Annotated in this window: 28 protein-coding genes; 13 read left to right on the top strand and 15 right to left on the bottom strand. The window is 63.3% G+C overall.

Annotated elements, in window-relative coordinates; genetic code table 11:
- Positions 1-153 precede the first annotated feature (153 nt).
- On the bottom strand, positions 154-702 hold the full coding sequence (locus tag MesoLj_RS24730; protein WP_140767817.1) for an RBBP9/YdeN family alpha/beta hydrolase: 549 nt from the start codon (positions 700-702) through the stop codon (positions 154-156).
- A 246-nt stretch (positions 703-948) separates the two neighbouring features.
- Between MesoLj_RS24730 and MesoLj_RS24725 the strand changes: the two genes are divergently transcribed.
- A complete protein-coding gene (locus tag MesoLj_RS24725) occupies positions 949-1,761 on the top strand; it encodes a VOC family protein (protein ID WP_140767816.1) in 813 nt (270 codons plus the stop codon).
- A gap of 74 nt (positions 1,762-1,835) precedes the next feature.
- Here MesoLj_RS24725 and purB read toward each other — a convergent pair whose 3' ends face one another.
- The 3 genes from purB to MesoLj_RS24710 form a co-directional block, all read right to left on the bottom strand.
- Positions 1,836-3,143 (bottom strand): adenylosuccinate lyase, encoded by a 1,308-nt coding sequence (purB, locus tag MesoLj_RS24720; RefSeq protein WP_140767815.1) that lies wholly within the window; start codon positions 3,141-3,143, stop codon positions 1,836-1,838.
- Between the two features lie 157 nt (positions 3,144-3,300).
- Positions 3,301-3,828, bottom strand: coding sequence for a hypothetical protein (locus tag MesoLj_RS24715; RefSeq protein ID WP_446720257.1), 528 nt, complete (start codon positions 3,826-3,828; stop codon positions 3,301-3,303).
- Positions 3,825-4,550, bottom strand: a complete 726-nt coding sequence (locus MesoLj_RS24710) for a DUF2259 domain-containing protein (protein ID WP_202322885.1) — start codon at positions 4,548-4,550, stop codon at positions 3,825-3,827. Before MesoLj_RS24710 ends, MesoLj_RS24715 begins: the two co-directional genes overlap by 4 nt.
- A 130-nt stretch (positions 4,551-4,680) precedes the next feature.
- On the opposite strand from MesoLj_RS24710, the gene MesoLj_RS24705 reads away from it, so the two are divergent.
- Positions 4,681-4,935, top strand: a complete 255-nt coding sequence (locus tag MesoLj_RS24705) for a DUF2171 domain-containing protein (RefSeq protein WP_202322884.1) — start codon at positions 4,681-4,683, stop codon at positions 4,933-4,935.
- A 9-nt stretch (positions 4,936-4,944) separates the two neighbouring features.
- On the opposite strand, the gene MesoLj_RS24700 is transcribed toward MesoLj_RS24705, so the two are convergent.
- On the bottom strand, positions 4,945-5,967 hold the full coding sequence (locus MesoLj_RS24700; RefSeq protein WP_202322883.1) for a P1 family peptidase: 1,023 nt from the start codon (positions 5,965-5,967) through the stop codon (positions 4,945-4,947).
- Positions 5,967-7,040 (bottom strand): branched-chain amino acid ABC transporter substrate-binding protein, encoded by a 1,074-nt coding sequence (locus MesoLj_RS24695; protein WP_202322882.1) that lies wholly within the window; start codon positions 7,038-7,040, stop codon positions 5,967-5,969. Before MesoLj_RS24695 ends, MesoLj_RS24700 begins: the two co-directional genes overlap by 1 nt.
- Before the next feature lie 182 nt (positions 7,041-7,222).
- Between MesoLj_RS24695 and MesoLj_RS24690 the strand changes: the two genes are divergently transcribed.
- From MesoLj_RS24690 to MesoLj_RS24660, 7 genes are all read left to right on the top strand, one after another.
- The gene (locus tag MesoLj_RS24690) at positions 7,223-7,750 is read left to right on the top strand and encodes a flavin reductase (RefSeq protein WP_140767811.1); all 528 of its coding nucleotides are present in this window, start codon (positions 7,223-7,225) and stop codon (positions 7,748-7,750) included.
- Positions 7,747-8,676, top strand: coding sequence for an AAA family ATPase (locus tag MesoLj_RS24685; RefSeq protein ID WP_056562179.1), 930 nt, complete (start codon positions 7,747-7,749; stop codon positions 8,674-8,676). Before MesoLj_RS24690 ends, MesoLj_RS24685 begins: the two co-directional genes overlap by 4 nt.
- A 4-nt stretch (positions 8,677-8,680) precedes the next feature.
- Positions 8,681-9,946, top strand: coding sequence for a vWA domain-containing protein (locus MesoLj_RS24680; protein ID WP_202322881.1), 1,266 nt, complete (start codon positions 8,681-8,683; stop codon positions 9,944-9,946).
- Positions 9,947-9,995: 49 nt separating this feature from the next.
- Positions 9,996-10,334 carry an XdhC family protein gene (locus MesoLj_RS24675; RefSeq protein WP_202322880.1) on the top strand — a complete coding sequence of 113 codons (339 nt, stop codon included), beginning with the start codon at positions 9,996-9,998 and terminating at the stop codon, positions 10,332-10,334.
- 4 nt (positions 10,335-10,338) lie between these two features.
- Entirely contained in the window at positions 10,339-11,076 is a 738-nt protein-coding gene (locus tag MesoLj_RS24670; protein WP_202327448.1) for an XdhC family protein, read from the top strand.
- Positions 11,077-11,139: 63 nt separating this feature from the next.
- A complete protein-coding gene (locus MesoLj_RS24665; protein ID WP_202322879.1) occupies positions 11,140-12,750 on the top strand; it encodes an NTP transferase domain-containing protein in 1,611 nt (536 codons plus the stop codon).
- A 32-nt stretch (positions 12,751-12,782) separates the two neighbouring features.
- Positions 12,783-13,676: an alpha/beta hydrolase family protein gene (locus tag MesoLj_RS24660; protein ID WP_202322878.1), complete on the top strand. Its 894-nt coding sequence runs from the start codon at positions 12,783-12,785 to the stop codon at positions 13,674-13,676.
- A 30-nt stretch (positions 13,677-13,706) separates the two neighbouring features.
- On the opposite strand, the gene MesoLj_RS24655 is transcribed toward MesoLj_RS24660, so the two are convergent.
- Positions 13,707-14,762: a DUF1176 domain-containing protein gene (locus tag MesoLj_RS24655; RefSeq protein WP_202322877.1), complete on the bottom strand. Its 1,056-nt coding sequence runs from the start codon at positions 14,760-14,762 to the stop codon at positions 13,707-13,709.
- A gap of 140 nt (positions 14,763-14,902) precedes the next feature.
- Between MesoLj_RS24655 and MesoLj_RS24650 the strand changes: the two genes are divergently transcribed.
- Positions 14,903-15,409: a DUF1993 domain-containing protein gene (locus MesoLj_RS24650; RefSeq protein ID WP_140767805.1), complete on the top strand. Its 507-nt coding sequence runs from the start codon at positions 14,903-14,905 to the stop codon at positions 15,407-15,409.
- Positions 15,410-15,462: 53 nt separating this feature from the next.
- Here MesoLj_RS24650 and MesoLj_RS24645 read toward each other — a convergent pair whose 3' ends face one another.
- On the bottom strand, positions 15,463-15,627 hold the full coding sequence (locus MesoLj_RS24645; RefSeq protein ID WP_081294723.1) for a hypothetical protein: 165 nt from the start codon (positions 15,625-15,627) through the stop codon (positions 15,463-15,465).
- A gap of 388 nt (positions 15,628-16,015) precedes the next feature.
- Between MesoLj_RS24645 and MesoLj_RS24640 the strand changes: the two genes are divergently transcribed.
- The 3 genes from MesoLj_RS24640 to MesoLj_RS24630 all read left to right on the top strand — a co-directional run bounded on the left by MesoLj_RS24640 (position 16,016) and on the right by MesoLj_RS24630 (position 18,969).
- The gene (locus tag MesoLj_RS24640) at positions 16,016-16,477 is read left to right on the top strand and encodes a hypothetical protein (RefSeq protein ID WP_172352985.1); all 462 of its coding nucleotides are present in this window, start codon (positions 16,016-16,018) and stop codon (positions 16,475-16,477) included.
- Positions 16,478-16,586: 109 nt separating this feature from the next.
- Positions 16,587-17,654 carry an aldo/keto reductase gene (locus MesoLj_RS24635; protein ID WP_202322876.1) on the top strand — a complete coding sequence of 356 codons (1,068 nt, stop codon included), beginning with the start codon at positions 16,587-16,589 and terminating at the stop codon, positions 17,652-17,654.
- A 46-nt stretch (positions 17,655-17,700) separates the two neighbouring features.
- The gene (locus MesoLj_RS24630) at positions 17,701-18,969 is read left to right on the top strand and encodes a cysteine desulfurase-like protein (RefSeq protein WP_202322875.1); all 1,269 of its coding nucleotides are present in this window, start codon (positions 17,701-17,703) and stop codon (positions 18,967-18,969) included.
- 15 nt (positions 18,970-18,984) lie between these two features.
- Here the strand turns inward: MesoLj_RS24630 and MesoLj_RS24625 are convergent, their stop codons facing one another.
- Genes MesoLj_RS24625 through MesoLj_RS24595 form a run of 7 tightly spaced genes read right to left on the bottom strand, consistent with a single transcriptional unit; the run spans position 18,985 to position 25,928 of the window.
- Positions 18,985-20,013: a histone deacetylase family protein gene (locus MesoLj_RS24625; RefSeq protein WP_202322874.1), complete on the bottom strand. Its 1,029-nt coding sequence runs from the start codon at positions 20,011-20,013 to the stop codon at positions 18,985-18,987.
- On the bottom strand, positions 20,010-20,528 hold the full coding sequence (locus MesoLj_RS24620; protein ID WP_202322873.1) for a GNAT family N-acetyltransferase: 519 nt from the start codon (positions 20,526-20,528) through the stop codon (positions 20,010-20,012). Before MesoLj_RS24620 ends, MesoLj_RS24625 begins: the two co-directional genes overlap by 4 nt.
- Positions 20,529-20,537: 9 nt before the next feature.
- On the bottom strand, positions 20,538-21,467 hold the full coding sequence (locus tag MesoLj_RS24615; RefSeq protein WP_140767800.1) for a 3-keto-5-aminohexanoate cleavage protein: 930 nt from the start codon (positions 21,465-21,467) through the stop codon (positions 20,538-20,540).
- Positions 21,468-21,471: 4 nt separating this feature from the next.
- Complete coding sequence (locus MesoLj_RS24610; protein WP_202322872.1) at positions 21,472-22,857, bottom strand: aminotransferase family protein; 1,386 nt, start codon at positions 22,855-22,857, stop codon at positions 21,472-21,474.
- 1 nt (position 22,858) lies between these two features.
- Positions 22,859-24,499 (bottom strand): N,N-dimethylformamidase beta subunit family domain-containing protein, encoded by a 1,641-nt coding sequence (locus tag MesoLj_RS24605; RefSeq protein WP_202322871.1) that lies wholly within the window; start codon positions 24,497-24,499, stop codon positions 22,859-22,861.
- A gap of 8 nt (positions 24,500-24,507) precedes the next feature.
- On the bottom strand, positions 24,508-25,272 hold the full coding sequence (locus MesoLj_RS24600; protein ID WP_274609133.1) for an amino acid ABC transporter ATP-binding protein: 765 nt from the start codon (positions 25,270-25,272) through the stop codon (positions 24,508-24,510).
- Entirely contained in the window at positions 25,269-25,928 is a 660-nt protein-coding gene (locus MesoLj_RS24595) for an amino acid ABC transporter permease (protein WP_140767796.1), read from the bottom strand. Before MesoLj_RS24595 ends, MesoLj_RS24600 begins: the two co-directional genes overlap by 4 nt.
- Positions 25,929-25,933 lie beyond the last annotated feature (5 nt).

Genomic DNA, 25,933 nt, shown 5'->3' with positions numbered 1-25,933 from the left:
GAGCGTGAAGAGTTTTATTTAGCAATCTTGCATATTTGCACGTGACGAACAGAGTTCGCCCCGCGTAAGAAGTATCGCGAGCCGCCTTAAATTATTGTTTATTGGGACTCGACGGTTTCTTCGGGTATTTTCTGCGCCGGCTTTGGGCCTGAATCACAGATCCGTCAGGAACTTGGCAAAGGTCATCGAGCCTTCGGGCCAGGGGCCGAAGCCTGAATCCTGGTTGAGATGGCCGGTCTCGCCGGCATCGATGAACAGCGAACCCCAGGCGCCGGCAATGTCCTCTGCGACATCGAAGGCGCAGAACGGATCGTTGCGGCTGGCAATCAGGATCGAAGGAAAAGGCAGCGGCTCGCGCGGATAGGGGCCGAAGGTCATCAGGTGCTTCGGCTTGATCATGGGGTTGGCGACATCGGGCGGCGCCACGAAGAAGGCGCCGGCAACCGGCTTGACGAATTGCGGTATGGCCTGCACGGCCGCAGCCACACCCAGCGAATGCGCGACGATGACGACAGGCCTCTCGGCCTCGTTTACCGCCTTGGCCACACTTGCGGTCCAGTCGTCGCGCACCGGCTTCGACCACTCCGCCTGCTCGACGCGGCGCGCCGTCGACAGCTTCGACTGCCAGCGGGTCTGCCAATGCTCGGGTCCGGAATTGGTGTAGCCCGGAACGATCAGGATATCTGCGTCTTTGACTTTCATGGCGCTGAGATAGCGAGCGCGATTGTCTCATGCAACCGTCGACAGGCAAGCTCATGAGCTGAAATGGTGAACACCATGTTCGCTTTTCGCTGTCTTGTGTGAACGATGGCGATCGACGATCTGTGGTGAGGAGAAAAACAGCCGTGGAGGACCGGGATTTTGGCACTGACACGACGTACAATGATCGGCGGCGCCGGGCTTCTGGCTTTGGGAGCTTCATCAAGCGTTGCCGCAACGGAGACAATGATGAGTGAATTGCCATTTGCCGCCACCACGCCGGTGAGCGTTGCCCGCGTCGGGCTGAAGGCGCGCGATGCCGAAAGCCTCGCTGCCTATTACCGCCGGGTCGTCGGCCTGCAGGAATTGAGCCGTGCCGATGGCGCGATCACGCTCGGCGCCACCAACCGACCGTTGCTGGTGCTCGAGCCGGATGCTTCGGCCAAGCCGGACGATCCGCGCAGCGCCGGCCTGTTCCACACGGCCTTCCTGCTGCCCAGCCGTGCCGATCTCGGCCGCTGGATCAACCACGCCATATCAGACAAGATCGCCATTGAGGGCGCCTCGGACCATTTGGTCAGCGAGGCGCTATACCTGACCGATCCCGAAGGCAACGGCATCGAAATCTATGCCGACCGCCGTCCACAGGACTGGAAATGGAATGGTGACAAGGTCGCCATGGCGACGGAGCGGTTGAACGTCCCTGCGGTCGTTGGCGAAGTGCCGGCGGGCGATGCGGGCTGGCAAGGTGCGCCGGAAAACAGCATTATCGGCCATGTCCACCTGCGCGTCGGCAGGCCGGAAGAGGCGGAGGCCTGGTGGAACCAGGAGTTCGGCTTCGACACGGTGGCCAAGTATGGCGGCCAGGCGGTGTTCCTGTCGTCAGGCCATTACCACCACCACATCGGCGCCAATGCCTGGCAAAGCGCCGGCGCCGGCCGCCGCGACCCGGCCCGCTCGGGCCTTGCCTGGGTCGAGATGCGTTCGGACAATGTTACCGGCGAAACGACCCGCGAGGACCCCTGGGGCACCGTGATCAGGACTGTGCCTGGAAAGGCCTGATCGGCTTTTCCATCACAAGTGCGAATACGAAAGGCCCGCCGGCAAGGCGGGCCTTTTCCCTGAGGACTGGGCTCTCAAGCTTCCCCAAACACCCGCCTGAAGATCGTGTCGACATGCTTGGTGTGGTAGCCAAGGTCGAATTTCTCACGGATTTCCGTCTCGGGAAGCGCGGCGGTCACTTCCTTGTCGGCCAAAAGTTCTTCAAGAAAATCAGCGCCTTGTTCCCAGACCTTCATGGCGTTGCGCTGCACCAGCCGATAGGAATCCTCGCGCGACAGGCCGGCCTGCGTCAGCGCCAGCATCACGCGCTGCGAATGCACCAGGCCGCGGAACTTGTTCATGTTCTTCAGCATGTTCTCGGGATAGACGACCAGTTTTTCGACGACGCCGGTCAGGCGTGACAGGGCGAAATCCAGCGTCACCGTGGCGTCCGGTCCGATCATGCGCTCGACAGAGGAATGCGAGATATCGCGCTCATGCCAGAGCGCTACATCCTCCATCGCAGGCAGCGCCATGGAGCGCACCATGCGGGCAAGGCCGGTGAGGTTTTCCGTCAGCACCGGATTGCGCTTGTGCGGCATTGCCGACGAGCCTTTCTGGCCCGGAGAAAAATACTCTTCCGCTTCCAGCACCTCGGTGCGCTGCAGATGCCTGATCTCGGTCGCCAGCCGCTCCATCGACGAGGCGATGACGCCGAGCGTGGCAAAGAACATGGCGTGGCGGTCGCGCGGGATCACTTGCGTTGACACCGGTTCCGGCTTCAGCCCGAGCTTCGCCGCGACATGCTCCTCGACATAGGGTTCGATGTTGGCGAAGGTGCCGACCGCCCCGGAAATGGCGCAGGTTGCGATGTCTTCCCGCGCATGTACCAGCCGCTCGCGGCAGCGCGAGAATTCGGCATAGGCCTGCGCCAGCTTGATGCCGAAGGTTGTCGGCTCGGCATGGATGCCGTGGCTGCGGCCGATGGTGACGGTGTCCTTGTGCTCGAAGGCGCGGCGCTTGAGGGCGGCAAGCAGGCCGTCAATATCGGCGAGCAGGATGTCGCTGGCGCGGGTAAGCTGGACCGCAAAGCAGGTGTCCAGGACATCCGAAGACGTCATGCCCTGGTGGATGAAACGCGCGTCCGGTCCGACGAATTCGGCAAGATGGGTCAGGAAGGCGATGACGTCATGCTTGGTGACGCGCTCGATCTCGTCGATCTTCTCGACGTCGAATTTCGCGGCATTGCCCTTTTCCCAGATCGTTCTTGCCGCTTCCTTCGGGATCACGCCGAGTTCGGCCAGCGCATCGCAGGCATGGGCCTCGATTTCGAACCAGATGCGAAACCGGGTTTCGGGCGACCAGATGGCGACCATTTCCGGCCGGGAATAGCGAGGGATCATCGGTCAGTCCTGATGTATCTAGAGCAATCCAGGAAAAGTGCGCAGCGGTTTTCCCACAGGAATTGCGAAAAAGAAGGAGTTAGAGCGGGTCGGCGGTTCTACCAAACGCTGAACCGCTCCGGGTTAGCCCGCGTCCTAACAGAGGCGGACGAAATGCTCAACGCCGCTGCCGTGCAAACCAGAGGCTGGCGGCAAACAAGGCGATAAACCCAAGCGGAAAATAGAGCCGGATGCCCAGCACAACGAACTGGTAGAGCGCCACCGCCATTGTGAAGGCGAACTGAAACCCCCAGGTGAGAGTGAAGACGGGCGCATGCCATTCGGCATAGTAGGACCGGTACTGCAAGGCATAGAGTCCGGCGGTCAGCCCGATCGTCACGGCGGCAAGGCACACCATTGCTGCCGCGAAGGCGACCTCCCAGCCCCTTCCGAGCGAGACCAGCCGTGCCGCGAACAAGCCAATCGGAAATGCCAGGGCGCCGCCGCCCGCGAACAGCAGCGACACTGTGCGGATTTTATCCGGCGTCACCCAACTATCCAGCAACGACAGGTTGACGAGCGCGCTGGCGCCCATCGTGGCAGCCCACAGGAGGGCACCGAGAAGGGCCGTGCGCGGCGTTGGTGTCGCGTGGCAAAAGCGGGCGAGGCCACGATTGGACGTGGCGAGTTGAGCAAGCGGTGTCACAGGCGACCGGTCACCGCGATCCAGCGATAGTCCGGCCCCTCGAAGCCATATTGGCGCACAGCGATCAGCACCGCATAGGCGCCGAGGCTGTCCATCGAGAATGTCTGCACCGCGCCGATGCGGTAGCCGTTCGGACACCCCCGACTCTTGGGGATCGATTTGTCTTCATGCAGCAATTTGGTGGTACCGCCGTCCTGCGCTTCGATACGCAGCAGTTTGAAGCCATTGATCTCGCCCTGGCTCTGGCAGCCTTCGGTATTGTTCATGCCGATCTCGTCCAGCCGGAACTCGAGCGGCTGGTCGACCGGAGAGAAGATCGGTCGCGGATTGACCACCATGCGGTGCGGATCGGCCGAAAGCTCGGTCACCGGGTTGAAGCCGGCGGTGATGCCGCGATTGGCGCTCAGCTCGGTCTGGCTGACAATGGCCTCGCCCTTTTGCCGGACCTGCAGGCGGGCGCTGTCGAGCGTGGCATTCTCGTCGTCAAGCCGGACCCTGATTGGGGTACCCTTGAGAAAGCTGTCATTGCTCGTGTCGATGTAATAGCGGTTGGCGTAGGGAAAGCCCGACCCGTCCTGGACACCATATTCCTCGAAGGCGAACACGCCGCCGTCCTTGGTGAAGCCAAGGATTTCAAGCTCGGCGACATCGCCGGCCTGGGCGACGATCGATGCCGCAAACTGCACGGCCAGGGAAACGGCAAACAGGAAAAGCAGTCGCATTGTTTCACTCCGACAGCCGCGATCGTTCAATCCCTAGCACGACCGAATCAAAACGTCGTGCGGGTCGAAAGCCGATGCATCCAAACGGCTTGTCATTTGTTATTGTCGGCAGTCCCAATGGAGAACCACCATGACCGACACCAGCAAGATTCGTGAGCATATGGAAATCGTCGGCGCCGATGGCGTGCATGTCGGCACCGTCGACAAGGTTGACGGCCAGCGTATCAAACTGACCAAGGCCGACAGCGGCGAGGGTGCTCACAAGGGCCATCATCACTACATTCCCCTGGCCCTGGTTGCCGAGGTCGACGGCAAGAAAGTCTGGCTGTCGGCGAATTCCGATGTCGCGGTGACGTTCGAGGAAGAAAAGTCCGATCCGACCTGATCGACGTCTTCAGCTCCGGCGCGACCAGACCGGGAACAGATCGTTCTCGGCTGGCGTCGCGGCAAACACGCCGCGGCTGATGGCGCGTGCCATGGTGGCGCCGGCTGCGGCGTAGAGGTCGATTGCCGCATCGGCTTCGAGCCGGATGCCGCTCGTTCCCGTCGCCAGTGCAAACACGAGATCGCCATCGGCAGGCGTATGTGTCGGCCAGATGGCGCGCACGAAGCCGTCATGCGCCGACATGGCCAGGCGCTTCGCCGCGGCCTTGGTGAGAACCGCGTCCGTGGCGATGACGGCAATGGTGGTGTTGCCGCCGGTTTCCATCTGCTTGCCTGCCTGCTTGTCGCGGTATTTCAGCAATATCCGCGTCGCATCGTCCGGCATCGGCGAGGGATAGCCAAGCCCGCCGAATTCGCCGCCGATTTCGAAGGGTGCTGCCCAGAAATGGCGGGTGCGGCCGACGGTCACCGATCCGGTCGGATTGACGGCGGCCAGCGCCCCGATGGTGACGCCGCTATCGAGCAGCGTCGAGGCCGAGCCCAGGCCGCCCTTCAGCCCCGCGGTCAGCGCACCGGTGCCGGCGCCGGCCGTGCCGAGCTGGAAATCGGTGGCGGCGGATTGCGCTGCCTCATAGCCAAGGTCGCGGTAAGGGGGGTAGCGGCCCCAGTCCTTGTCGCCGCCATTGCGCAGGTCGAACAGGATCGCTGCCGGCACGATCGGCACGCGAAAGCCGCCGACCTCGAAGCCGATGCCGCGCTCGCGCAGCGCGGCCTGCACGCCGGACGCCGCATCAAGGCCGAAAGCCGAACCTCCCGACAGCACCACGGCATGGACCGCCTCGACCGAATTGTGCGGTTCGAGCAGATCCGTCTCGCGCGTGCCCGGCGCGCCGCCCAGGATCTGGACACCGGCCACCGCCGGTTCGTCGCAAAGCACCGTCGTCACGCCGGACTTCAACCTGGCGTCGGAAGCGTTGCCGACGCGCAGGCCGGCAACGTCGGTGATAAGATTGCGCGGGCCGGTGCGGAACATCAATTGCCTTCCAAGGGCACGAAACGCGTGCTGTCGAAGCGGAAGACGCGGTAGAGGCTCTGGCTGAGGTCGCCCTTGGCGTCGAAGCGGACTGGCCCGATCGCCGTGGTGAAATCATGACCGGTCAGTGCGTCGGCGAGGGTCCCGCCCGAGCTCCCGGACGAGGCCGCTGCGGCCTTGGCGATCTCCACCGCTGCATAGGCCGGCAGCGTGTAGCCGTCCGGCACGATCTTCTGCGCGGAGAAGTTTTCCAGCACCTTTGCGTCGGCGACATCGGCCCATTCCGGCGGTGCGATCATCAGCGTGCCCATCGCATAGGGCACGTCCGCGGGCGGCGTGCGCAGATTTTCGCCGCCGGCAAAGACAATGCCGGCCTGGAGCTGCGCCGCGTCGCGGCCCATGATGGCGATGTCGTCGCCGTCGCCGCCGGCAAAGACATGCGTGGCGCCGGCCTTCTTCAGCCGCCCGATCATCCCTATCTGGTTGTCGAGCTGCGGCCGGAACGTATCGACGAACACCGGTTTCAGCGCCGCTTGCTCGGCGGCCGCGCGAAATGTTTCCGCCATCTCGCGCCCGTAGATGGTGCCGTCGTCGATGATGGCGAACAGCTCGTTCTGCCACAGGCGGGTGAGGGTGGAGGCGACGGCGTTGCGCTCGTCGTCGCCGCGCGGTCCGAGGCGATAGACCGGCCAGCCGGTCTTGGCGCGGCGGTCGGTCAGGCTCTCGGTTCGCACGCCGACTGTGATGACCGGTATGTTGGCTTCCTTGAGGATCGGCATCGCCGCCTCGATGGATTCGGTACAAAGGAAGCCGACCACGACACTGACCTTGGCCGCGGCAAAAACCCTGGCCGCGGCGGCACCGCCATCGGCGGTGCAGGCATCGTCCTCGGTCTTGAGTTCGATGCCGTTTGCCTGCGCCGCCAGCCCGGCGCCGGCCTGGATCTGTTTGCCGAGGATGGCCGATGGACCTGACAAGGGGGCGGCGACGCCGATCGTCAGCGTCTGTGCGCCGGCGGTGCCGGCCAGGAACAGCCAGGCCAGTGCGGCCGATATCGTTGCCCCGGGTCGCATCCTGCCGAAGAGTTCCTCCAGACCCGCGATGACAGCGCGGGCGCCAATTACCGCCAAGACCTAAAGGCTGCCCGGCCTTGGTGCAACACGCGAATTCAGGGATATGGGCCAAGCACTTCGCTTGTGGCATGTCATGTCTGGCCATATATAGCGGTAGGGGTTCTGGCTGTGGAAAAGTTCTTGTGCTGAAGAAGAATGACATTGGACCGCAGGCCTATCGCGACGCGATGAGCCATTTTGCCGGTCACGTCCATGTGGTCACGACAGACGGCCCTGCCGGCAAGCGCGGCACCACGGTGATCGCCGCCTGTTCAGTGTCGGACACCCCTCCGACCATCCTGGTCTGCCTCAACCGTGAAAATGCCAAGAATGAGCTGTTCGTGAAAAACGGCAAGTTTGCCTTGAACACGCTGGCTTCGCACCAGGAGCCGCTGTCGATCGGCTTTTCCGGCATTACCGGTCTGCCGGTCGAGGAGCGTTTCGCGCTCGGCGAATGGGATGTGATTTCCACCGGCGCGCCGACGCTCAAGGGCGCGCTTGCGGTTTTCGACTGCGAATTGATCGACACCAAGGATCTGGCCACCCATCGTGTGCTTTTTGGCAAGGTGACAGGCCTGCGCATGGGCGATAATTTGCGGCCGCTGATCTACCACGCCCGCGGCTATCACGTCCTGGACAGCGGAGCGGCGGCGTTCACGGAGAAAGAATGACCGAACTGAAACCGCGCCCCGTGCCGCGGACGATCGACGAGACGCTCGATCTCCTGACCGGCGCGGACTATGTGGCGGACCGGTCGCTGGCGACCGTGCTGTTCCTGTCGTTGCGCATGAACCGGCCCTTGTTCCTCGAGGGCGAGGCCGGCGTCGGCAAGACCGAAATCGCCAAGGTGTTGGCGCAGGCGCTTGGCCGCCGGCTGATCCGGCTGCAGTGCTATGAAGGGCTCGATGTCTCCTCCGCCGTCTACGAGTGGAACTACGCCGCGCAGATGATCGAGATCCGCATGGAGGAGGCGGCCGGCAAGGTCGACCGCTCCGCCATGGAGCGCAACGTATTCTCCGAAAAATACCTGATCCGCCGCCCGGTGCTCGATGCGCTGACCGGCAAGGCAGGTGCCGCGCCTGTCTTCCTCATCGACGAGCTCGACCGCACCGACGAAGCCTTCGAGGCCTTCCTGCTCGAAATCCTCTCCGACTACCAGGTGACGGTGCCCGAACTCGGCACCATCAAGGCGGAAGAGCCGCCGATCGTCATCATTACCACCAACCGCACCCGCGAGATCCACGACGCTTTGAAGCGGCGCTGCCTCTATCACTGGGTCGATTATCCCAATGCCGAGCGCGAACTGGAGATCGTGCGCCGCAAGGTGCCGCGGGCCAACCAACGGCTTTCGGCGGAGGTGGTCTCCTTCATCCAGAAGCTGCGCCAGATCGAGCTGTTCAAGGTGCCGGGCGTTGCTGAAACCATAGACTGGGCCGGCGCGCTGACGGAACTCGACAAGGTGGCGCTCGACCCGGAGACCGTATCCGACACGATCGGCGTGCTGTTGAAATACCAGGACGACATTGCCCGCATTGGTTCGGGCGAAGGCCGGCGCATCCTCGACGAGGTCAAGGCCGAGCTCGCGGCGGCCGAGTAGCGCGATGAAGGCGCCGGGTGCTTACCCCAAAGAGGCTGACCCCACGGAGGCGACGGCGGATGGGCGCATCGCCGACAACATCGTCTATTTCGCCCGCACCTTGCGCAAGGCCGGCATGCGGGTCGGGCCGGCTTCCGTCAAGGATGCCATCGAGGCGGTGCTGGCCGCCGGCATCGGCTCGCGCGACGATTTCTATTGGACCCTGCATGCCGTGCTGGTGTCCAGGCATGAGGATCACCCGACCTTCGACGAGGCCTTCCGGCTGTTCTGGAAATCGCGCGAACTGATCGAGAAATTGCTGGCGATGTTTTCCCCTGTGGCGCCTGACGTCAGGGAGAAGCAGAAGCCGCGCGCGGCCGAAAACCGTGTCAGCCAGGCGATGTTCGAAGGCCACCAGAAGAACCAGCCGCCGCAGGAAGTCCCTGAGATCGAGGTCGATGCCCGCTTCACCTTTTCCGGCAGCGAGGTGTTGCGGGGCAAGGATTTCGCCCAGATGAACGCAGCCGAGATGGCCGATGCCAGGAAGGCGATCGCCGAGCTGCGGCTGCCCGTCGACATGGTGCGGACAAGGCGCTTCAAGGCCGACGCGCATGGCCGCCGCATCGATCCGCGCGCCATGATGCGCTCAGCCGCGCGCACCGGCGGCGAATTGATCCTGCCGAAATTCCGCTCGGCGCGCGAAGTTCATCCGCCGCTGGTGGTGCTGGCCGACATTTCCGGCTCGATGAGCCAGTATACGCGCATCTTCCTGCATTTCCTGCACGCCCTGACGGAAAAGCGCCGGCGCGTGCACACCTTCGTCTTCGGCACGCGGCTGACAAACCTGACCCGGCAGATGCGCCATCGCGATCCCGATGCCGCCCTTGCCGACTGTTCGATGGCGGTCAAGGACTGGTCCGGCGGCACACGAATCGGTGACACGCTGGCCGAGTTCAACCTGATATGGTCGCGGCGCGTGCTGGGGCAGGGTGCGGTGGTGCTTCTGATAACCGACGGGCTGGAGCGTGACGATGTCGCCGGCCTCTCGGAGGAGATGGAGCGGCTGCACAAATCCTGCCGGCGGCTGATCTGGCTGAACCCGTTGCTGCGCTTTGATGGTTTTCAGGCGCGCGCCCGCGGCGTCAAGGCGATGCTGCCGCATGTCGACGAATTCCGCTCGGTGCACAATCTCGATTCGCTCGCCGACCTCTGCGCGTCACTCGACAAGAAGTCGGCACAATCGGTCGATCCACGCCGATGGATTGACGCTGGCGAGAGACACGCCGCATAGCCATATGTTTTCTCGGCCCTTGGAAAAACAGACCCTGAGAGAAGCAACGATGAGTGACAGTCTTTATCTCGATGAGGCCCGCGATCCGCTGATCATCGCGGAAGGTTGGATGAAGGACGGCAAGGATGTCGCTATCGCGACGGTGGTCGAGACCTGGGGTTCGGCGCCACGCCCGGTCGGCAGCCACCTTGTCATCGATGCTGACGGCAATTTCCACGGTTCTGTCTCCGGCGGCTGCGTCGAGGGCGCCGTGGTGACCGAGGCGATCGACGTCATCGGCTCCGGCAACGCCAGGATGCTGGAATTCGGCGTTGCCGACGAGACCGCCTGGCAGGTCGGCCTGTCCTGCGGTGGCCGTATCAAGGTTTATGTGGAAAGGCTTGGCTGATCCAATGGATCCCTACGCGCTGAAAACGCTCAACGAGGAGCGCCGCGCCCGCCGCGCGGCGATCCTCGTCACCGATCTCGGCGATGGCCGCGACCGCATCGTGCGTGAGGGCGACCAGGTCGCTGGCGATCTTGGAGCCGCGATCGCCAGGGCATTTCGATCGGGCAATTCCGGTTCCGTCGAGGCGGAAGGACGGACCTTCTTTCTCAATGCGCATCTGCCGCAGCCGCGCCTCGTGGTGATCGGTGCCGTCCATATCAGCCAGGCGCTGGCGCCGATGGCCAGGATCGCTGGCTATCCCCTGGAGATCATCGATCCGCGCACGGCCTTCGCCACATCGGACCGCTTTCCCGACATCGCCCTGCATGCCGAGTGGCCGGAGGATGTGCTGAAGCGCCAGCCACTCGACAGTTACACGGCGCTTGCCGCCGTCACTCATGACCCGAAGATCGACGACTTCGCGTTGAAGGCGGCGCTCGACGCCAACTGCTTCTATGTTGGTGCGCTTGGCAGCCGCAAGACCCATGCAAAGCGCGTCGAACGCCTGCTGGCGCTGGGCGCGAGTGCCGATCAGATCGCCCGCATCCATGCGCCGATCGGCCTCGACATCGGTGCCGCCAGCCCCGCCGAGATCGCCGTCGCGGTGCTGGCGCAGACCATCTACGCCTTCCGCTCGCGCGGCCTCGATGCCTCCGCATCGGCCCAAGGATCGGAATCGATTTTGGAGAAGCACGATGCGTAGATTCAAAGCAGAGCGTCCTTTGCGCGTCCAAGTGGACGCGCGGCGCTCAGTGGGCGCTGTGGCGTGAAATTCGGTCCGGTTGCCATTGAAGAGGCCGAAGGCGCGGTGCTGGCGCACGCCACCACCGCCGGCGAAAAGCGGTTTCGCAAGGCGCACAGGCTGAGCGCCGAAGACGTCTCCCTGCTCAAGCGGGCAGGGATATCGCAGGTCGTCGCTGCAGTGCTTTCTTCCGATGATCTCGGGGAGGACGCAGCGGCGCAAAAAATTGCCGAAAGCATGAGCTTCAGCGGCATCGATGTCAGGCCGGCCGCCACCGGCCGGGTCAATCTCCACGCCAGGGCATCGGGCATCTTCACGGTCGATGCCGCGATGATCGACGCCATCAACGCCGTCGATCCCGCCATCACCCTTGCCACGCTGGCGCAGCATGCGCCGGTCGAAAAAGGGCAGATGATCGCAACGGTGAAGATCATCCCATTCGCGGTCAGCTCCGCGCTGGTCGATGCGGTCGCGAAAATCTGCGCCGGCGGCGAGATCTTTGCCGTCAATGCCTATCGGCCGGTGCGTGTCGGGGTCATCCAGACGGTCCTGCCGGGCATCAAGCCCAGCGTACTCGACAAGACGCTGCGCGTCACCGAGGCACGGTTGGCGCGTTCGGGCGGCAGGCTGACGGCGGAGCGCCGCACGCCGCATGAGATCGCGCCGGTGGCGCAGGCTGCGAGTTCGCTGGTGCGCGAGAATGACATGGTGGTGATCTTCGGCGCCTCGGCGATGAGCGATTTCGCCGATGTCGTTCCGGCGGCGATCGAGATGGCGGGCGGGACTGTCATCCGCGCCGGCATGCCTGTCGATCCCGGCAATCTTCTGGTGCTGGGAACGCTTGCCGGCAAGCGCGTCATCGGCGCGCCCGGCTGCGCCCGCAGCCCCAAGGAAAACGGCTTCGACTGGGTGCTTGACCGTCTGGTTGCCGGCCTCGACGTCACCGCGAAGGACATCGCCGGCATGGGAGTCGGCGGGCTGTTGATGGAAATCCCGACGCGGCCGCAGCCGCGCGAACCCCTACCGGCCAAAACCCATCTCAAGGTCGCCGCCGTGCTTCTTGCCGCCGGCCGGTCGAGCCGCATGGGTGGACCGAACAAGCTCATGGCGCTGTTCGACGGCAAGCCGCTGGTGCGCCGCACCGCCGAGCGCGCGCTTGGCTCGAAGGTATCGGGCACGATCGTCGTCACTGGCCATCAGCGCGAACGGGTGCGCGCGGCATTGTCGGGTCTCGACGTCACCTTCGCCGACAATCCCGATTTCGCCGATGGCCTGTCCACCTCGCTGAAAGCCGGCATTGCCTATCTGCCCGAAGACATCGCCGCTGCGATGATCGTTCTGGGTGACATGCCTGGCGTTGAGTCGGACGATCTTGACCGGTTGATCGATGCCTTCCGTAGAGCCGGGGGCAATTCCGTGGTCCGCGCCTCGCATGCGGGCAAGCGCGGCAATCCGGTGCTTTTGCCGCGCTCGCTGTTCCCGGCCATCGCCCACCTCGAAGGCGACACCGGCGCTCGCCATCTGGTCGAGGCCGAAGGGCTCGATGTCATCGATGTCGAGATCGGCGAGGGCGCGTCTGTCGATGTCGACACCCGCGAAGCGCTCGAAGGCGCCGGCGGCGTGCTGCAGGATTGACAAACCCGAGTTTCATTACGCATGCCTGCGTTATGGCTCTTCGTATCCTCTCCCCATTCCACGGCTTTCTGGTCGCAGCGTTTGTTCTTTGCGCTGTCGATTACGCCCATGCTCTCGAACTGAAACCCTTCAAGGATGATCTTTTCGCCTATCCGGCGACATTATCCACCGGCGACGGCGGCGCCTATACGGTCATCGACTATCGCGAGATGCGCGACATCAACCAGCGTGACGAGGTGCCGGAAAAGCGCGTCCACCCGCAATACACCGACGCCGGCGTACGCAAGGTGCAGCAGGATCTGATGTTGAAGACCGACGCCGGCGATGTCAGGCATGTCGCCGTCGGCAAGACGCAAGGCGCCGCGATCATCGTGCTCTACCTGCACGGGCAGGGTGGCAGCCGCAAACAGGGGGTCGACGACTTCACCTTCGGCGGCAATTTCAACCGCATCAAGAACCTGATGGCCGGCAATGACGGTCTTTATCTCTCGCCGGATTTTCCCGATTTCGGCGACAAGGGTGCCGCACAAGTCGCGGCTCTGATCGATCACTATGCCGAACAGTCGCCCGGCGCCAAGATCTTCGTCGCCTGCGGCTCGATGGGTGGTGCACTGTGCTGGAAGCTTGCCGGGCGCAAGGACACGGGCGGCCGCATAAATGGCTTGCTGCTGCTCGGATCGCTGTGGGACGAGAGCTTTTTTGCCAGCCCCGCCTTCAAACGCCGTGTGCCGGTCTTCTTCGGTCAAGGCAGCCATGACGTGGTCTTCCCCGTGGCGAACCAGGAAGCGTTCTTCCGCTCCATCCTGGCCAAATCGAAGACCTACCCGACCCGCTTCGTCCGTTTCGAGACGGGCACCCACGGCACGCCAGTCCGCATGGCCGACTGGCGCGGAACGCTCAATTGGATGCTGTCGAAGGCACCTTGATCGACTGGCTGGCCTGAAGCCGTCCGGTGCTCAAGGCGCGGTGTTGTAGTCGACAACCGTCTGCGGGTTTTCCTCGCCATCATAGGACGCGTCGACATCATACTGGACCAGCGAGAAGTCGCCATTGCGGAACAGATAAGTGCCCGATGAAGAGGCATCTCCGACGCCGCGCCATTTATCGAACGTCGTGATCGTGTGGGCATCCTTGTCATAGTTGGAATTGGTCGCCCAGCCTGTCGTCCGGAAGCCGACAATGTGCATGGATTCGACCTTGCCTTCGCTGTCATTGTTCACGTAGCGAATGTCCATCTCGGGCTCGGTGAACTGCAACTGCCGCACCCCTGACACATCGTCGCTCATGTAGTAGACGGAGTTTTCATTGTAGGCTGCGGCCGAGCAGGAGAAATGGAAGAGGCGTGTTTCCTTGTCGGGATCGGCGGGCTGTGCATCCTTGTCCTTGTATTTGATCGAAAAAGTCTCCGGCTCATTGGCCAGAAGCTCCTTGTCGCACTGGTCGCCATAGGTCGCCAGGAAAGCCTTCTTGGCCTGCTCCAGCGCGGTGTCCTTCTTGGGTGGCGGTGGGCCGTCGCCGCAGCTTGGCGGCACAGCTTCCTCGAAATCGGCGGTCGAAGGTTTCAACGCGCCTTTTTCGATGTGGATCGGATCAAAGGGCGGCGCCGCCTGGATCTGGGCATTCACCTGGCGCAGCGTGTAGCAGCCGGCAAAGACCTTCTCGCCGCCGCTCTTGTCCGTGGCCCGAATGGCGACTGGGACGTTATAGAAGATGCTGCCTGCGGCACCTTCGTCCGAAATGGCACCGGTCGCGACTTCCACCTTGTTAGTGCCGTCATAGCCTTTGACGAAGCTGTCGAAATCCTTAGCCGGCTTCGTATCGCCATAGTAACCCCAGGCGCGGGCGAATTCATTTCGGTTGATGGCGCTGTAGAGGGAGCGGATCACCGCCTCGGCGCTCGAGCGGTCGTCGACATAGGGCGCTTCGGGCGCGGTGTCATCGGCGGCCAGCGCCGCGTGGCCAGACATGGCAAGGGAGAGAAGGGAAGTCGCTGCGAGAAGGACGCGTCTCATCGGGAATCTCCGCTCGATAACGGAAATTCTACCACCGCGATTGCGGCGGCGTGGTGACGCGGAGCCCGCGGCGCTTGAAGAATCGTTCGCACAGGCGCTACGTCCCTTCGCCGGCACTCGGACCGGACAGGAGATTTGACGTGACGATATCGATGTATGAGGCATCCGTGCCCGTGTTTTCAGCCAGGCTGAAAGCACTTTCCAGTGTGCTGGCGGCTGCCGAACAAAACGCGCTTGACCGCAAGATCGACCCGCAGGTGTTTTTGACGGCGCGGCTTGCGCCGGACATGTTCGCGTTGACCCGGCAGGTGCAGATTGCCACCGACCATGCCAAGGGGGCGCCGTCGCGCCTGGCCGGCCGCGAGGTGCCGAAATACGAGGACAATGAGGCAAGCTTTGCCGATCTCGAGGCGCGGATAGCCAAGACGCTCGCGCTTCTGGCAACGTTCTCGGCCGCCGATATCGACGGTTCCGACGACAAGGTGATCGAGTTGAAGCTTGGCGGACGCGAAACGACGTTGGGCGGCATGCAGTATCTGCTGCATGTGGCCATGCCCAACTTCTACTTCCACCTCACCACCGCTTACGACATCCTTCGCCACAATGGCGTGCCGCTGGGCAAGGCGACATTCCTGGGATCGCGTTGAGCGGCTGAAGTTTCGAGATGTCCCGGATCGATCCGGGACATCTCGCAGGCTGCTTAGCGAATGGACATTTCGCGGGCGATGCGCGGAAAATCGGCGGGTTTTATGCCGATATCGGCGCGGTCGGCATTGCTCATCGAGTGAAGCAGCGCGAGCGCCGCGCGGTATCTCAGATGTTCCTGTGGACGCGGCCGGGCGAACATTTCCGTGAAGAAACCCATGATTCAGGCTCCCGATTGGTCCTCCACGGCTGCCAATATAGGTGAATCGTGACAATTGTGCAGTGCAGCATTTGCATGCCTGCTATGTCCGGATGATTTTCATCAAACTTTTTTTGCGGCCCAGTGAAACTTCCGGGCCGCACGAACCGTAGGCTTCGACGCTGGCTCATGGCCAGTTTTTCCTCGCCACTCCTGGCGAATTTCCGGACTGCATGAAAGTGCAGTCCGGCTTTTTGTTTGAGGGCCTGGTACGATCCTTCGAATGGCTAAATTCATTAAGATCGGTGGTATGTATTTTTAACGAGCCGGTTCTATGTTCCTGGAGACCTGACAGTCGGGCAAGGGGGAGGCTGACATCGCTACCAGCGCCAAGCGCGATTTTGCTTCGCTGCTCGACGACCTCTTCGTTGCCTCCGACAAGGGCGACGGCATCGAGGGCGACGAGGCCGGTGCGCGTCCTTCCATTCCATTCGACTATCTCTCGGTTGCCGATGAACTCCACTCCGGCCGCATAAAAGTATCCGCCGCCGAATATCGCGAGGCCGGCGCTGATCTGGCGAGCGAATTCGCTGCCTTGCTCGACCACGCCAAGCTGGCCCTGGCCGGCGAGGAACCCAAGCCTGAGGAAAAACTGCCGCCGATCGATCCTGAATCGATCGCGGCCGAACTGGGGCTGGACAAGCCCAAGGGCGTTGCCGATTTCGGCCGCATGCGCCGCAGCTTTGCTTTCAGCAACCACCCCGATCGCGTCGCCCCGCATTTGCGCCAGCGCGCCATGATCCGCATGCAGGTGGCCAACATGCTGATCGACGAGGCCAAGCGCCGCGCCGTGGCCGGCGCTCGCCGCTAGTCAATCAGCGCTGGTTCACGCAAAAGTCGGCCTGGCGAGGCTTGGAGAGCGCCTTGGCTTTCCCTATAGATGCAGCCCCGCGCACGCTTTCCCTCCGGAGCAGAATTTCATGCACAAACGCCGTCTCGGTCGGACCGATCTTCTTGTTACCCAGATCTGCCTTGGTTCGATGACCTGGGGCCAGCAGAACACCGAAGCCGAGGGCCACGCCCAGATGGATTTGGCTTTTTCGCGCGGCGTCAATTTCATCGACACCGCCGAGCTCTATCCGATCCCGCCCAAGGCGGAGACGCAAGGGCGGACGGAAAAGATCATCGGCAGCTGGATGAAGGCCAAGGGCAACCGCGACCAGGTGATCCTGGCCTCCAAGGTCGTTGGTCGCACGGCCAATAAGTGGTTTCGCGGCGACAGGCCGTCGCGACTGGTGCGCGCCGATATTCTTGACGCCATCGACAAGTCGCTGGCCAAGCTCGGCACGGACTATCTCGACCTCTACCAGATCCACTGGCCGGAGCGGGACATCCCCTGGGGCGCCAACCCGACGCGTGTCGGGGCGGTGGCGCGGCGCGCCGATGCTGACGGCGCACCAGCCAACGAAACGCCGATCGCCGAGACGCTTGGCGTCTTCGATGAATTGGTGAAGGCAGGAAAGATCCGCCATTTCGGCCTGTCGAACGAAAGTTCCTGGGGCGTCATGCGTTACCTCTCAGAGGCCGACAAGGGGATCGGCCCGCGCGTGGACTCGATCCAGAACGCCTACAATCTCGTCAACCGCACCTTCGAGGTGAACCTCGCCGAGGTCTGCGAGCGTGAGGACGTCTCATTGCTTGCCTATTCGCCGCTGGCGCAAGGCTATCTGACCGGTAAATACGACCATGGCGCCCGACCGCAGGGCTCACGCTCCCAGCTGTTCAATCGCGGCCAGCGCTACGAGACGCCGAATGCCGCCGCGGTGCTGCTCGAATACAATGAGCTGGCGCGCTCCTTTGGCCTGGAGCCGGCCCTGTTCGCCAACGCCTATGTCTCGAGCCGACCCTTCGTCACGTCGAATATCATTGGCGCGACAACCATTTCGCAACTCGAAATGGCATTGTCTTCGGCGGATGTTGTCTGGACCGAAGAGATGCAGAAGGCGGTGGATGCGGTCCACCAGCGGGTCGGCAATCCCTGTCCCTGATTGGAGGGGATGGATTATCGAGGAATAACAAAAGGGGGTGGAGACGATGGTGGACTTTCCGATAGAGGCCGTGCGTGGAAAATTCCCTGCTCTTTCCCTGAGCGACAAGGGACGCCGCCGCATCTATCTCGACAACCCGGCCGGCACGCAGGTGCCCCAGGCCGTCGCCGATGCGGTATCGCGCTGCCTGCTCACGACCAATGCCAATCTCGGCGGCTACTTCGAAACGACGGTCGCCGCCCAGGCCGTGGTCGACGAGGCGCATCAGGCTATGGCCGATTTCCTTGGTGCCGCGAGCCCCGATGAAATCATTATCGGCGCCAACATGACGACGCTGACCTATCATATGTCGCGCACGCTCGGCCGCTCGCTGAAGCCCGGCGACGAGATCATCCTCACTCGCATGGATCACGAAGGCAATGTCTCGCCCTGGCTGCAACTGGCCGAGGACCTTGGCCTCGTCGTGCGCTGGCTGCCATTCGATGAACAGAGCTGGCAGGTCGAAGAGGCGACCCTGGCTGGTCTGCTCTCCGACAAGACACGGCTGGTCGCATTGAACTACGCCAGCAACCTGACCGGCTCGATCAACCGGGTCAGGTCGTTGACTGCCATCGCAAAACAGGCCGGCGCGCTGGTCTATGTCGACGCCGTGCAGTTCGCGCCGCACGGCTTGATCGACGTGCAGGACCTCGGCTGCGATTTCTTGATCTGCTCGGCCTACAAATTCTTCGGCCCGCATATGGGCATATTGTGGGGCCGGCGTGACGTCATCGAAGGCCTGAAACCCTATAAATGCCGCTGTTCGTCCAATGGCCTGCCGGAGCGATTCGAGCTTGGCACGCCGCAGATCGAGCTGATGGCCGGTCTCACGGCGGCGGTCGATCATTTTGCAGGGCTGGGCGAGGCGGCGGGCGAGACTGGCTCGCGCAGGCAAAAGATCGTCAAGGCGTTCGAAGTGTCCATCGCCTATGAAAACCCGCTGGCGCAAAGACTGATCGATGGCCTGTCCGACATTCCAGGCCTGACAATCCATGGCATCACCGATCCGAAGCGGCTCGGCGATCGCGTGCCGACGGTCTCGTTCACCGTCGACGGTATCGTGCCGGAGACGATCGTGCGGCAGATGAATGCCGAGAACATCTTCCTGTGGTCAGGCCACAACTACGCCTGGGAGATCGTCCACCAACTCGGCATTCCAGCCGAGCAGGGCGTCGTGCGCATCGGTATCGCCCACTACAACACGGCGGCTGAGATCGACGAGACGCTGGAGAGCGTGCATCGGGTCATCGCCATGCTCAGGCAGCAGCGTTCCTGACGCAAGCTTGAACCGTCACCGCGCCTTGCCGCCGAAGCCGGTGAGGAAGGCGGTGAGATTGTCGCCAAGCGCGTCGCAGAGATAGCCGCCTTCCTGGACGATGACCGTCGGCAGGCCAAGCTTTGCGATCGCTTCGCCAATGCGTGAGAAGCCGGGCGTCGTCACCGAAAGCCCGCCGAACGGATCGCCCTCGAAGGCGTCGAGGCCGAGCGCCACGACCAGCGCATCCGGTGAAAAGGCGCGGATGCGCTGGAAGGCCACCGCCAGCGCCTCCAGAAACGCCGCGTCGGCGGATTTGCGCGGCAGCGGCAGGTTGAAATTGTAGCCGAGGCCCGCGCCTTCGCCGCGCTCGTCGGCGTGTCCCCAGAAGAATGGATAGAAGCGCACCGGATCGGCGTGCAGCGAGACTGTGAGCACGTCGGGCCGCGCATAGAAGATGCCTTGCGTGCCGTTGCCGTGGTGCAGGTCGACATCGAGGATCGCCACGCGTGCTGCCTGCTTGCGCAGCACCTGCGCCGCGACCGCCGAATTGTTGATGAAGCAGAAGCCCCCGGCGACATCGGCAAAGGCGTGGTGGCCGGGCGGGCGGCACAGCGCATAGGCCGCCGGCGCGCCAGCAATTACCGTTTCAGCGGCTTCGACCGCGCTCCAGGCGCTCCACAATGCGCTTTGCCACGTCTCGCCCGAGATCGGACAGGCTGTGTCGGCCATATGGTAGCCGGCCTGGCCAACCGCCGAGGCCGGATAGGAGCCGTTACGTGCGATCGGGTGGATGTTGGGGATCACTTCGGCGGACGCGCCGTCGATGCGTTGCCAGCGCTCGAAAATGTGTTCGAGGAAGTCGAGATATTCGGGCGTATGCACGGAGGCAACCGGACCGAGCCCATGATTGCGCGGTCGCTTGATCGTGCAGCCGGCGGATTTTGCGCCGGCTAACAATCTTTCGACGCGCTCGGGTTTTTCCGGGTTTGGCTGCGGCGCGCCGCTGGAAAGAAAGGCCTTGGGGTCGTGCCGCTTCTGCTCCTCGGCATAAAAAGCCTTCATTCCTGCTCCCCATTTTCCGGCGTGTCGGCGAAGGCAAAGAAGGCTTCGCCGACGATCTTCTGCGTTTGTTCGTAACTCGACCAGGCGATGCCAAGCTTCTCGTAGAAGGCCTTGGCACCTTCATTATCGGTGTCGACCGACAGCCTGAGATAGACGCCGCCTTCTTTCCGGCATTCCGCGGCTACGCGCCGCAGCAGCCGTTCGCCGATCTTGCGGCCGCGAAAGCGGTCCTCGACATAGAGGTCCTGCACATAGACGCCGGGCCGCCCCATCCAGGTCGAGAAGATCGGGAAATGCAGGCAGAGGCCGGCGAACTCGCCGCCAATCTCGGCAATCAGGGTCGAGAAGGCGGGCTTTTCGCCAAAGCCGTAGCGGCGGAGATCATCTGATGTGGACGTGATCTCCTGATGCGCGCCGATATGGGTGCCGAGTTTGAGAAGCGCGGCGTGGATCGTTTCGGCGTCTTCGATCCGTCCGGGGCGGATCAGGACGTCACCGAGGGTTGGATTGGTCACGGTCTTGCCTCAAAACGCCACCCGGTCGCCGCCCTTGAGCGCCAGCATGTCGCGCGCCTCGGCTGGCGTGGCAACCTCCAGCGACAGCCCGTCGAGAATGCCACGGATACGGCGCACCTGGTCGGCATTGGATTTCGCCAATTGGCGGCCATCATAGAGACTGTCTTCCAGCCCGACACGGACATTGCCCCCCATTGCCGCGGCGATCGAAATCAGCGGCATCTGGTTGCGGCCTGCGGCCAGCACGGAGAACTGGTAGCTGTCGCCGAACAGTTTGTCGGCGATCCGCTTCATATGGATGAGATTGTCCGGGTCGGCGCCGATGCCGCCCAGAATACCCAGCACGAACTGGATGAAAAGCGGCCCCGACACCAGACCCCGATCGCGGAAATGCGCCAGCGAATAGAGGTGGCCGACATCGTAGCACTCGAATTCGAAGCGCGTGCCGCAGCCCTTGCCCAGCCTCTCAAGCACGCCCTCCATGTCGGCGAAGGTGTTCTTGAAGATGGTGTCGCGGGTGGCTTCGAGCAGCTTTGGCTCCCACTCATGCTGCCACTCCCGTGGCTTGTCGAGCATCGGGAACAGCGCGAAATTCATCGAGCCCATGTTGAGCGAGCACATTTCGGGCTCGGCTCGGAGCGGGGCCTCCAGCCGCTGGTCGAGTGTCATCAACGAGGAGCCGCCGGTGGTGATATTGATCACCGCGTCGGTTGCCTGCTTGATGCGCGGCAGGAACTGCATGAACACGCCCGGATCGGCCGTCGGCCGTCCGTCCTTGGGGTCGCGGGCATGCAGATGCAGGATCGAGGCGCCGGCTTCCGCTGCCGCGATCGCGTCGGCCGCGATCTGGTCCGGCGTCACCGGCAGATAGGGCGACATTGACGGCGTGTGCACCGAGCCGGTGACGGCGCAGGTGATGATGACTTTTCGCGGCGCCATTTCCTTACCCCCGGCCTTCGACCGGCAGGTCGAGCTCGGAAGCCAGGACCTCCAGGGAATCGCCGATGATGGAGACGATCTCGCCGACCTGTTCGCTGGTGACGATCATCGGCGGCGCGACCATGAAATTGTCGCCGTCGACGCCACCCTTGACCTTGCGGCCATAGATGATCAGGCCGCGCTCGTAGGCGAGGTCGAGCAGGCGCTGCGTGGCCTTCTTGCCTTGGTCGATCGGTCGCAATGTCTCCGGATCGGCAACCATCTCGGCTCCGGTCAGCAGGCCCTTGCCGCGCACGTCGGCAATGAACGGAAAGCGCTTCGCCAGCCCCTTCAGCCCGTCCATCAGCACATCGCCCATGGCAGCGGCATTGGCGATCAGGTCGAGGCGGTCCATTTCGCCGAGCACGGCGAGACCGGCGGCGCAGGCCAACGGATTGCCTGCATAGGTGTGGCCATGCTGGAACCCGCCCGAAGCGAGCAGTGGCTGCACCAGCCGCATCGGAGCCGCCAGCGCGCCGAGCGGCGCGTAGCCGGAGCCCAGCCCCTTCGACAGCGCGACGATGTCGGGCTTGCAGTTCCAGTGATCGCCGCCGAGGAATTTGCCGGTGCGGCCGGCGCCGCTCATCACTTCGTCATGGATGAGCAGGATGCCGTAGCGGTCGCAGATCTCGCGGATGCGTGCGTAATAGCTGTCGGGCGCCACAAGAGCGGCAGTGGCGGCGCCGCCAATCGGCTCCATGATGAAGGCGACGACACTCTCCGGGCCTTCGGCGAGGATCTTGTCCTCCAGCATGTCGGCATAGCGGACGCCGCGCTGCTCCATCGAAAGATTGTCGCGGTCGCGCCAGGCGGTCGGCGCGGGCACGGTTGGCATCACCCGCATCATCGGCTCAAAGGTTTCGGCCAGCGCATCGTCGCCGGTGATCGAGAGCGAACCCAGAGTGCCGCCATGATAGGAGGGAAAACGCGTGATCACCTTCCAGCGGCTGGCCTGGCCGGTGGCGACCGCCCATTGCCTCGCCAGCTTGATGCAGGATTCCGTCGCTTCCGAGCCGCCCGAGACGAAGAAGATGCGGTCCATGCCTTCCGGCAGTTTGCCCGCGAGCTCGCGCGCCAGTTCCTCCGCCGGCTCGTTCTCGAAGTGCAGGCGATAGGCGAAGGTGGCACGGTCCATCTGCCGCTTCATGGCGTCCAGAACGTTGCGGTTGGAATGGCCGATATTGGCGACCATCGGCCCGCTCGAACCGTCGATGAAACGGCGGCCGTCCTGCGTCCACATGTAGATGCCCTCGGCGCGGTCGATGAGCGGCCGGCGCAGGCTGGAGAGGTAGAACAGATGCGATTCTCGGCGCGCCTCGGTTGCTTGGGCGGCGGTCTGGGTGTTCGACATGTCAGGACTTTCCAAGGTAGCGATCAAGGACATTCTGGGTGACGCGTTCGACCATCGGGTCTTGTCTTAGCAGGCCGGCGACCCATTCGCAGCTTCCGGCATGAAAGACCTCGCCCTTGCCACGCGGGAAGTTGACGATCATGCCGTTGCCACGTTTGACTTTTTCGAGATTGGCGTCGCTCCTGTCGCCAAACAGCGTCTCGGCGCTGAAACGGCCATCCTCGTCGGTGAGGAACTGGTCCTCGATCGGGATATCGGCGCTCTCCTCGACCTGGGACGCCATGCCCACGGCGAGAACCTGTAATCCATCAGGCGCGCCGCTGGTCGCGGTAGGGTAGGGCAGGCCGCCGCGGATCTCGAAATCGAGCCCGTCGACCTCGTAGCCATAGACATGGCTGTCGGCGCCGAGCAGGTCGCCATAATAGATGCCGGTGCCGGCAAACGCCCAGTGTTCGGGCCGGTAAACCGGAAAGCCGCGCACGCCGCGCGGCGCGCAGCCACCCCAGCCGGCGTAGAGGCCGCGTGTCGCGTCGAGCCCGAAGGTTGCCGAACCCGGCCGGCCGATTTCCGGCGCTTCCCAGGAATTGGTGGCGCGGGTGACGTCGCCGCCGCGATAGGCCGGGTCTTCGGCGCGGGCGCGGTATTTGTAGCAGACCTGTCGGCGGCCTTCGTCCTCCAGCCGTGTCTGCCACATGAAATTACCGGCAAAGCGCGCCGCATGGCCGCCGCGTTCGACGTAGCTGTCGACCGCATCGCGCATTTCCCAGGTCCAGTACTCGTCATGGCCAACGAAGACGGCGCAGTCATAGCCGTCGAGAATATCGGGCGAGAAATGCAGATCGTGCTGGCTGGCGAGGTCGACCTCATAGCCGGCCCGTTCGGCGAAGCGGAAGAAGTGGCTGTCGTAGCTTGCCCAGCCCGACGAGGCGTATTTCTTCGAATGGCCAGTGGCAAGCGCCCATTCCATATGGGGGTAACGCGGCACCGTCTTCGGCGGCACGGCGACCTCCAGCGGCACGCGCGGCGCATCCTTCGGCAGCACGACGAAGCCACGGCACCAGGGCCGCTGCGTCGACACGATGGGAGAATACTGGTCGCGATCCGGCCCGGTGATGCCCTGATAGTGGTTGGAGCCGCCCCAGGTGTTGTAGGCGAGCCAGGTGCCCGTCGCCGCCACTTGCAGCACACGGCCGGGCTTCTTGCCGGCCTGGGGAGAGACAATGAAGAGATGGTGGCTGCGGATCGGCTTGCCGTCTCGGCCCTCGGCACTCAACGTTATCCGATAGGCGCCGGACGGCCAGTTGCCGTCGACACGAAATTCGAAGGATGCTTCCCAGCCACAGCCTTCTGCCGAGCACTGGTCCGGACTGTCCTGCCAGCGCGCCGCGATTCCCGACTTGTCGAACACCTTTGTCTCGCTGCCGCCGTCGCGGACGATCGTAATGCCGAAGGAGGGAGCCGTGGAACTGACATGCAGCGTTACCGTTTCGCCGGCACGATAGGAGAAGTGGTCGCTGTAACACCAGATTTCGCCACGCTCGCCATCCATGCCCGGCCACTCGTAGTAATGGCCGCGCACCGCGTGGCGACGCTGCTCCGGCGTCAGTCCAAAATCGGGAAATTCCGTGGGCAATCTGGTCATCGTGATACTCAGGCGGAAAGATATTTCTTGAGGAAGGTGCGGGTGCGCTCCTTCTGAGGCGCGCGGAAAATCTCGCCCGGCGGGCCTTCCTCGACCACCACGCCGCCGTCCATGAACAGCACTTTGTCGGCCACCTCGCCGGCAAAGCGCATCTCGTGCGTTACGATGAGCATGGTCATGTGTTCGGCGGCAAGCTGTTTCATCACCGCGTTGACCTCGTCGACCAATTCCGGGTCGAGGGCCGAGGTCGCCTCGTCGAACAGCATCACCTTGGGCTGCATGGCCAGCGCACGCGCAATCGCCACGCGCTGCTTCTGGCCGCCCGAAAGCCGCGACGGATAGGCGTCGATCTTGTCGGCCAGCCCGACCTTGGACAGGAGGCCATGCGCCAAGGCCCGGGCTTCGTCTTTTGCCATGCCCTTCAGGATCACCGGTCCCATGGTGATGTTCTCGATCACGGTCAGGTGCGGGAACAGGTTGAAGTGCTGGAACACCATGCCCATGTGCTGGCGCACCTTGTTGATGTGCCGCTCGAAGGCCTGGCCGTGCAGTCTCTGGTTGACCTGCACGCCGTCCAGCCACACCTCGCCGCCGTTCAGGGTCTCAAGATGGTTGATGGAGCGCAGCAGCGTGCTCTTGCCGGAACCGCTCGGTCCGATAATCGCGACGATCTGCCCCCGATCCACTGACAGGTCGATGCCTTTGAGGACCTCGACCGCGCCGAACGATTTGCGCGCGCCGCGGACCTCGACCATTGGCCGCCGCGTGCTCATCGGGAAACCTCCACATGTCTTTCAAACCGATGCAAGGCCGCCTCGAGCACTAGGTTCAAGATGTAATAGAGCGCGGCGGCCGTGATGTAGAACTCGAACGGGCGGAAGGTTTCGCTGATCGCCAGTTGTGCTGAATGGACAAGCTCGGCGATGCCGATGACCGAGACGATGGAGGACTCTTTCAACAGTGCGATCAAATTGCTTCCGATCGGCGGTGCCGTGTTGCGGATGGCTTGCGGTATCACGACGTAGCGCAGCGCCTGCCACTTGCCGAAGCCGATGCTGCGCGCGCCTTCCGTCTGGCCGGGATCGACCGCCACGATGCCGGCACGGATGACATCGGCATTGTAGACGGCGAAATGCAGGCCAAGCCCGATTATGCCGGCGGCCAGCGCGGGGATGTCGATGCCGATCTGCACAAGGCCGAAATAGATCAGGAAAAGCTGCAGCAGCAGTGGCGTGCCCATGAACAGCCACATGAAGGCGCGAACGGGGTAGGCGAGGATCGCTGGCGCATAGAGCACGATGACCGCGAACAGGATGCCGAAGATGAAGCTGAGCGCTCCGGCCGAGACCGTAAGCAGCGCGGTCCACCAGGCACCCGTCAGCAAGAGGTCCCAGTAGGGGGCGACGACGGTGAAATCCAAACCTTGCATCGTGG

The sequence above is a fragment of the Mesorhizobium sp. 113-3-9 genome (genome assembly GCF_016756515.1).
GTDB lineage: Bacteria > Pseudomonadota > Alphaproteobacteria > Rhizobiales > Rhizobiaceae > Mesorhizobium.
This window is presented reverse-complemented; position numbering and strand designations above follow the sequence as displayed.

What these genes read in the sequence shown, in the direction of transcription:
- MesoLj_RS24730 (WP_140767817.1), bottom strand. Translation starts at nt 702, where the DNA reads ATGAAAGTCAAAGACGCAGATATCCTGATCGTTCCGGGCTACACCAAT.
- MesoLj_RS24725 (WP_140767816.1), top strand. Translation starts at nt 949, where the DNA reads ATGAGTGAATTGCCATTTGCCGCCACCACGCCGGTGAGCGTTGCCCGC.
- purB (WP_140767815.1), bottom strand. Translation starts at nt 3,143, where the DNA reads ATGATCCCTCGCTATTCCCGGCCGGAAATGGTCGCCATCTGGTCGCCC.
- MesoLj_RS24710 (WP_202322885.1), bottom strand. Translation starts at nt 4,550, where the DNA reads ATGCGACTGCTTTTCCTGTTTGCCGTTTCCCTGGCCGTGCAGTTTGCG.
- MesoLj_RS24705 (WP_202322884.1), top strand. Translation starts at nt 4,681, where the DNA reads ATGACCGACACCAGCAAGATTCGTGAGCATATGGAAATCGTCGGCGCC.
- MesoLj_RS24700 (WP_202322883.1), bottom strand. Translation starts at nt 5,967, where the DNA reads ATGTTCCGCACCGGCCCGCGCAATCTTATCACCGACGTTGCCGGCCTG.
- MesoLj_RS24695 (WP_202322882.1), bottom strand. Translation starts at nt 7,040, where the DNA reads ATGCGACCCGGGGCAACGATATCGGCCGCACTGGCCTGGCTGTTCCTG.
- MesoLj_RS24685 (WP_056562179.1), top strand. Translation starts at nt 7,747, where the DNA reads ATGACCGAACTGAAACCGCGCCCCGTGCCGCGGACGATCGACGAGACG.
- MesoLj_RS24680 (WP_202322881.1), top strand. Translation starts at nt 8,681, where the DNA reads ATGAAGGCGCCGGGTGCTTACCCCAAAGAGGCTGACCCCACGGAGGCG.
- MesoLj_RS24675 (WP_202322880.1), top strand. Translation starts at nt 9,996, where the DNA reads ATGAGTGACAGTCTTTATCTCGATGAGGCCCGCGATCCGCTGATCATC.
- MesoLj_RS24670 (WP_202327448.1), top strand. Translation starts at nt 10,339, where the DNA reads ATGGATCCCTACGCGCTGAAAACGCTCAACGAGGAGCGCCGCGCCCGC.
- MesoLj_RS24660 (WP_202322878.1), top strand. Translation starts at nt 12,783, where the DNA reads ATGGCTCTTCGTATCCTCTCCCCATTCCACGGCTTTCTGGTCGCAGCG.
- MesoLj_RS24655 (WP_202322877.1), bottom strand. Translation starts at nt 14,762, where the DNA reads ATGAGACGCGTCCTTCTCGCAGCGACTTCCCTTCTCTCCCTTGCCATG.
- MesoLj_RS24645 (WP_081294723.1), bottom strand. Translation starts at nt 15,627, where the DNA reads ATGGGTTTCTTCACGGAAATGTTCGCCCGGCCGCGTCCACAGGAACAT.
- MesoLj_RS24635 (WP_202322876.1), top strand. Translation starts at nt 16,587, where the DNA reads ATGCACAAACGCCGTCTCGGTCGGACCGATCTTCTTGTTACCCAGATC.
- MesoLj_RS24630 (WP_202322875.1), top strand. Translation starts at nt 17,701, where the DNA reads ATGGTGGACTTTCCGATAGAGGCCGTGCGTGGAAAATTCCCTGCTCTT.
- MesoLj_RS24625 (WP_202322874.1), bottom strand. Translation starts at nt 20,013, where the DNA reads ATGAAGGCTTTTTATGCCGAGGAGCAGAAGCGGCACGACCCCAAGGCC.
- MesoLj_RS24615 (WP_140767800.1), bottom strand. Translation starts at nt 21,467, where the DNA reads ATGGCGCCGCGAAAAGTCATCATCACCTGCGCCGTCACCGGCTCGGTG.
- MesoLj_RS24610 (WP_202322872.1), bottom strand. Translation starts at nt 22,857, where the DNA reads ATGTCGAACACCCAGACCGCCGCCCAAGCAACCGAGGCGCGCCGAGAA.
- MesoLj_RS24605 (WP_202322871.1), bottom strand. Translation starts at nt 24,499, where the DNA reads ATGACCAGATTGCCCACGGAATTTCCCGATTTTGGACTGACGCCGGAG.
- MesoLj_RS24600 (WP_274609133.1), bottom strand. Translation starts at nt 25,272, where the DNA reads ATGAGCACGCGGCGGCCAATGGTCGAGGTCCGCGGCGCGCGCAAATCG.
- MesoLj_RS24595 (WP_140767796.1), bottom strand. Translation starts at nt 25,928, where the DNA reads ATGCAAGGTTTGGATTTCACCGTCGTCGCCCCCTACTGGGACCTCTTG.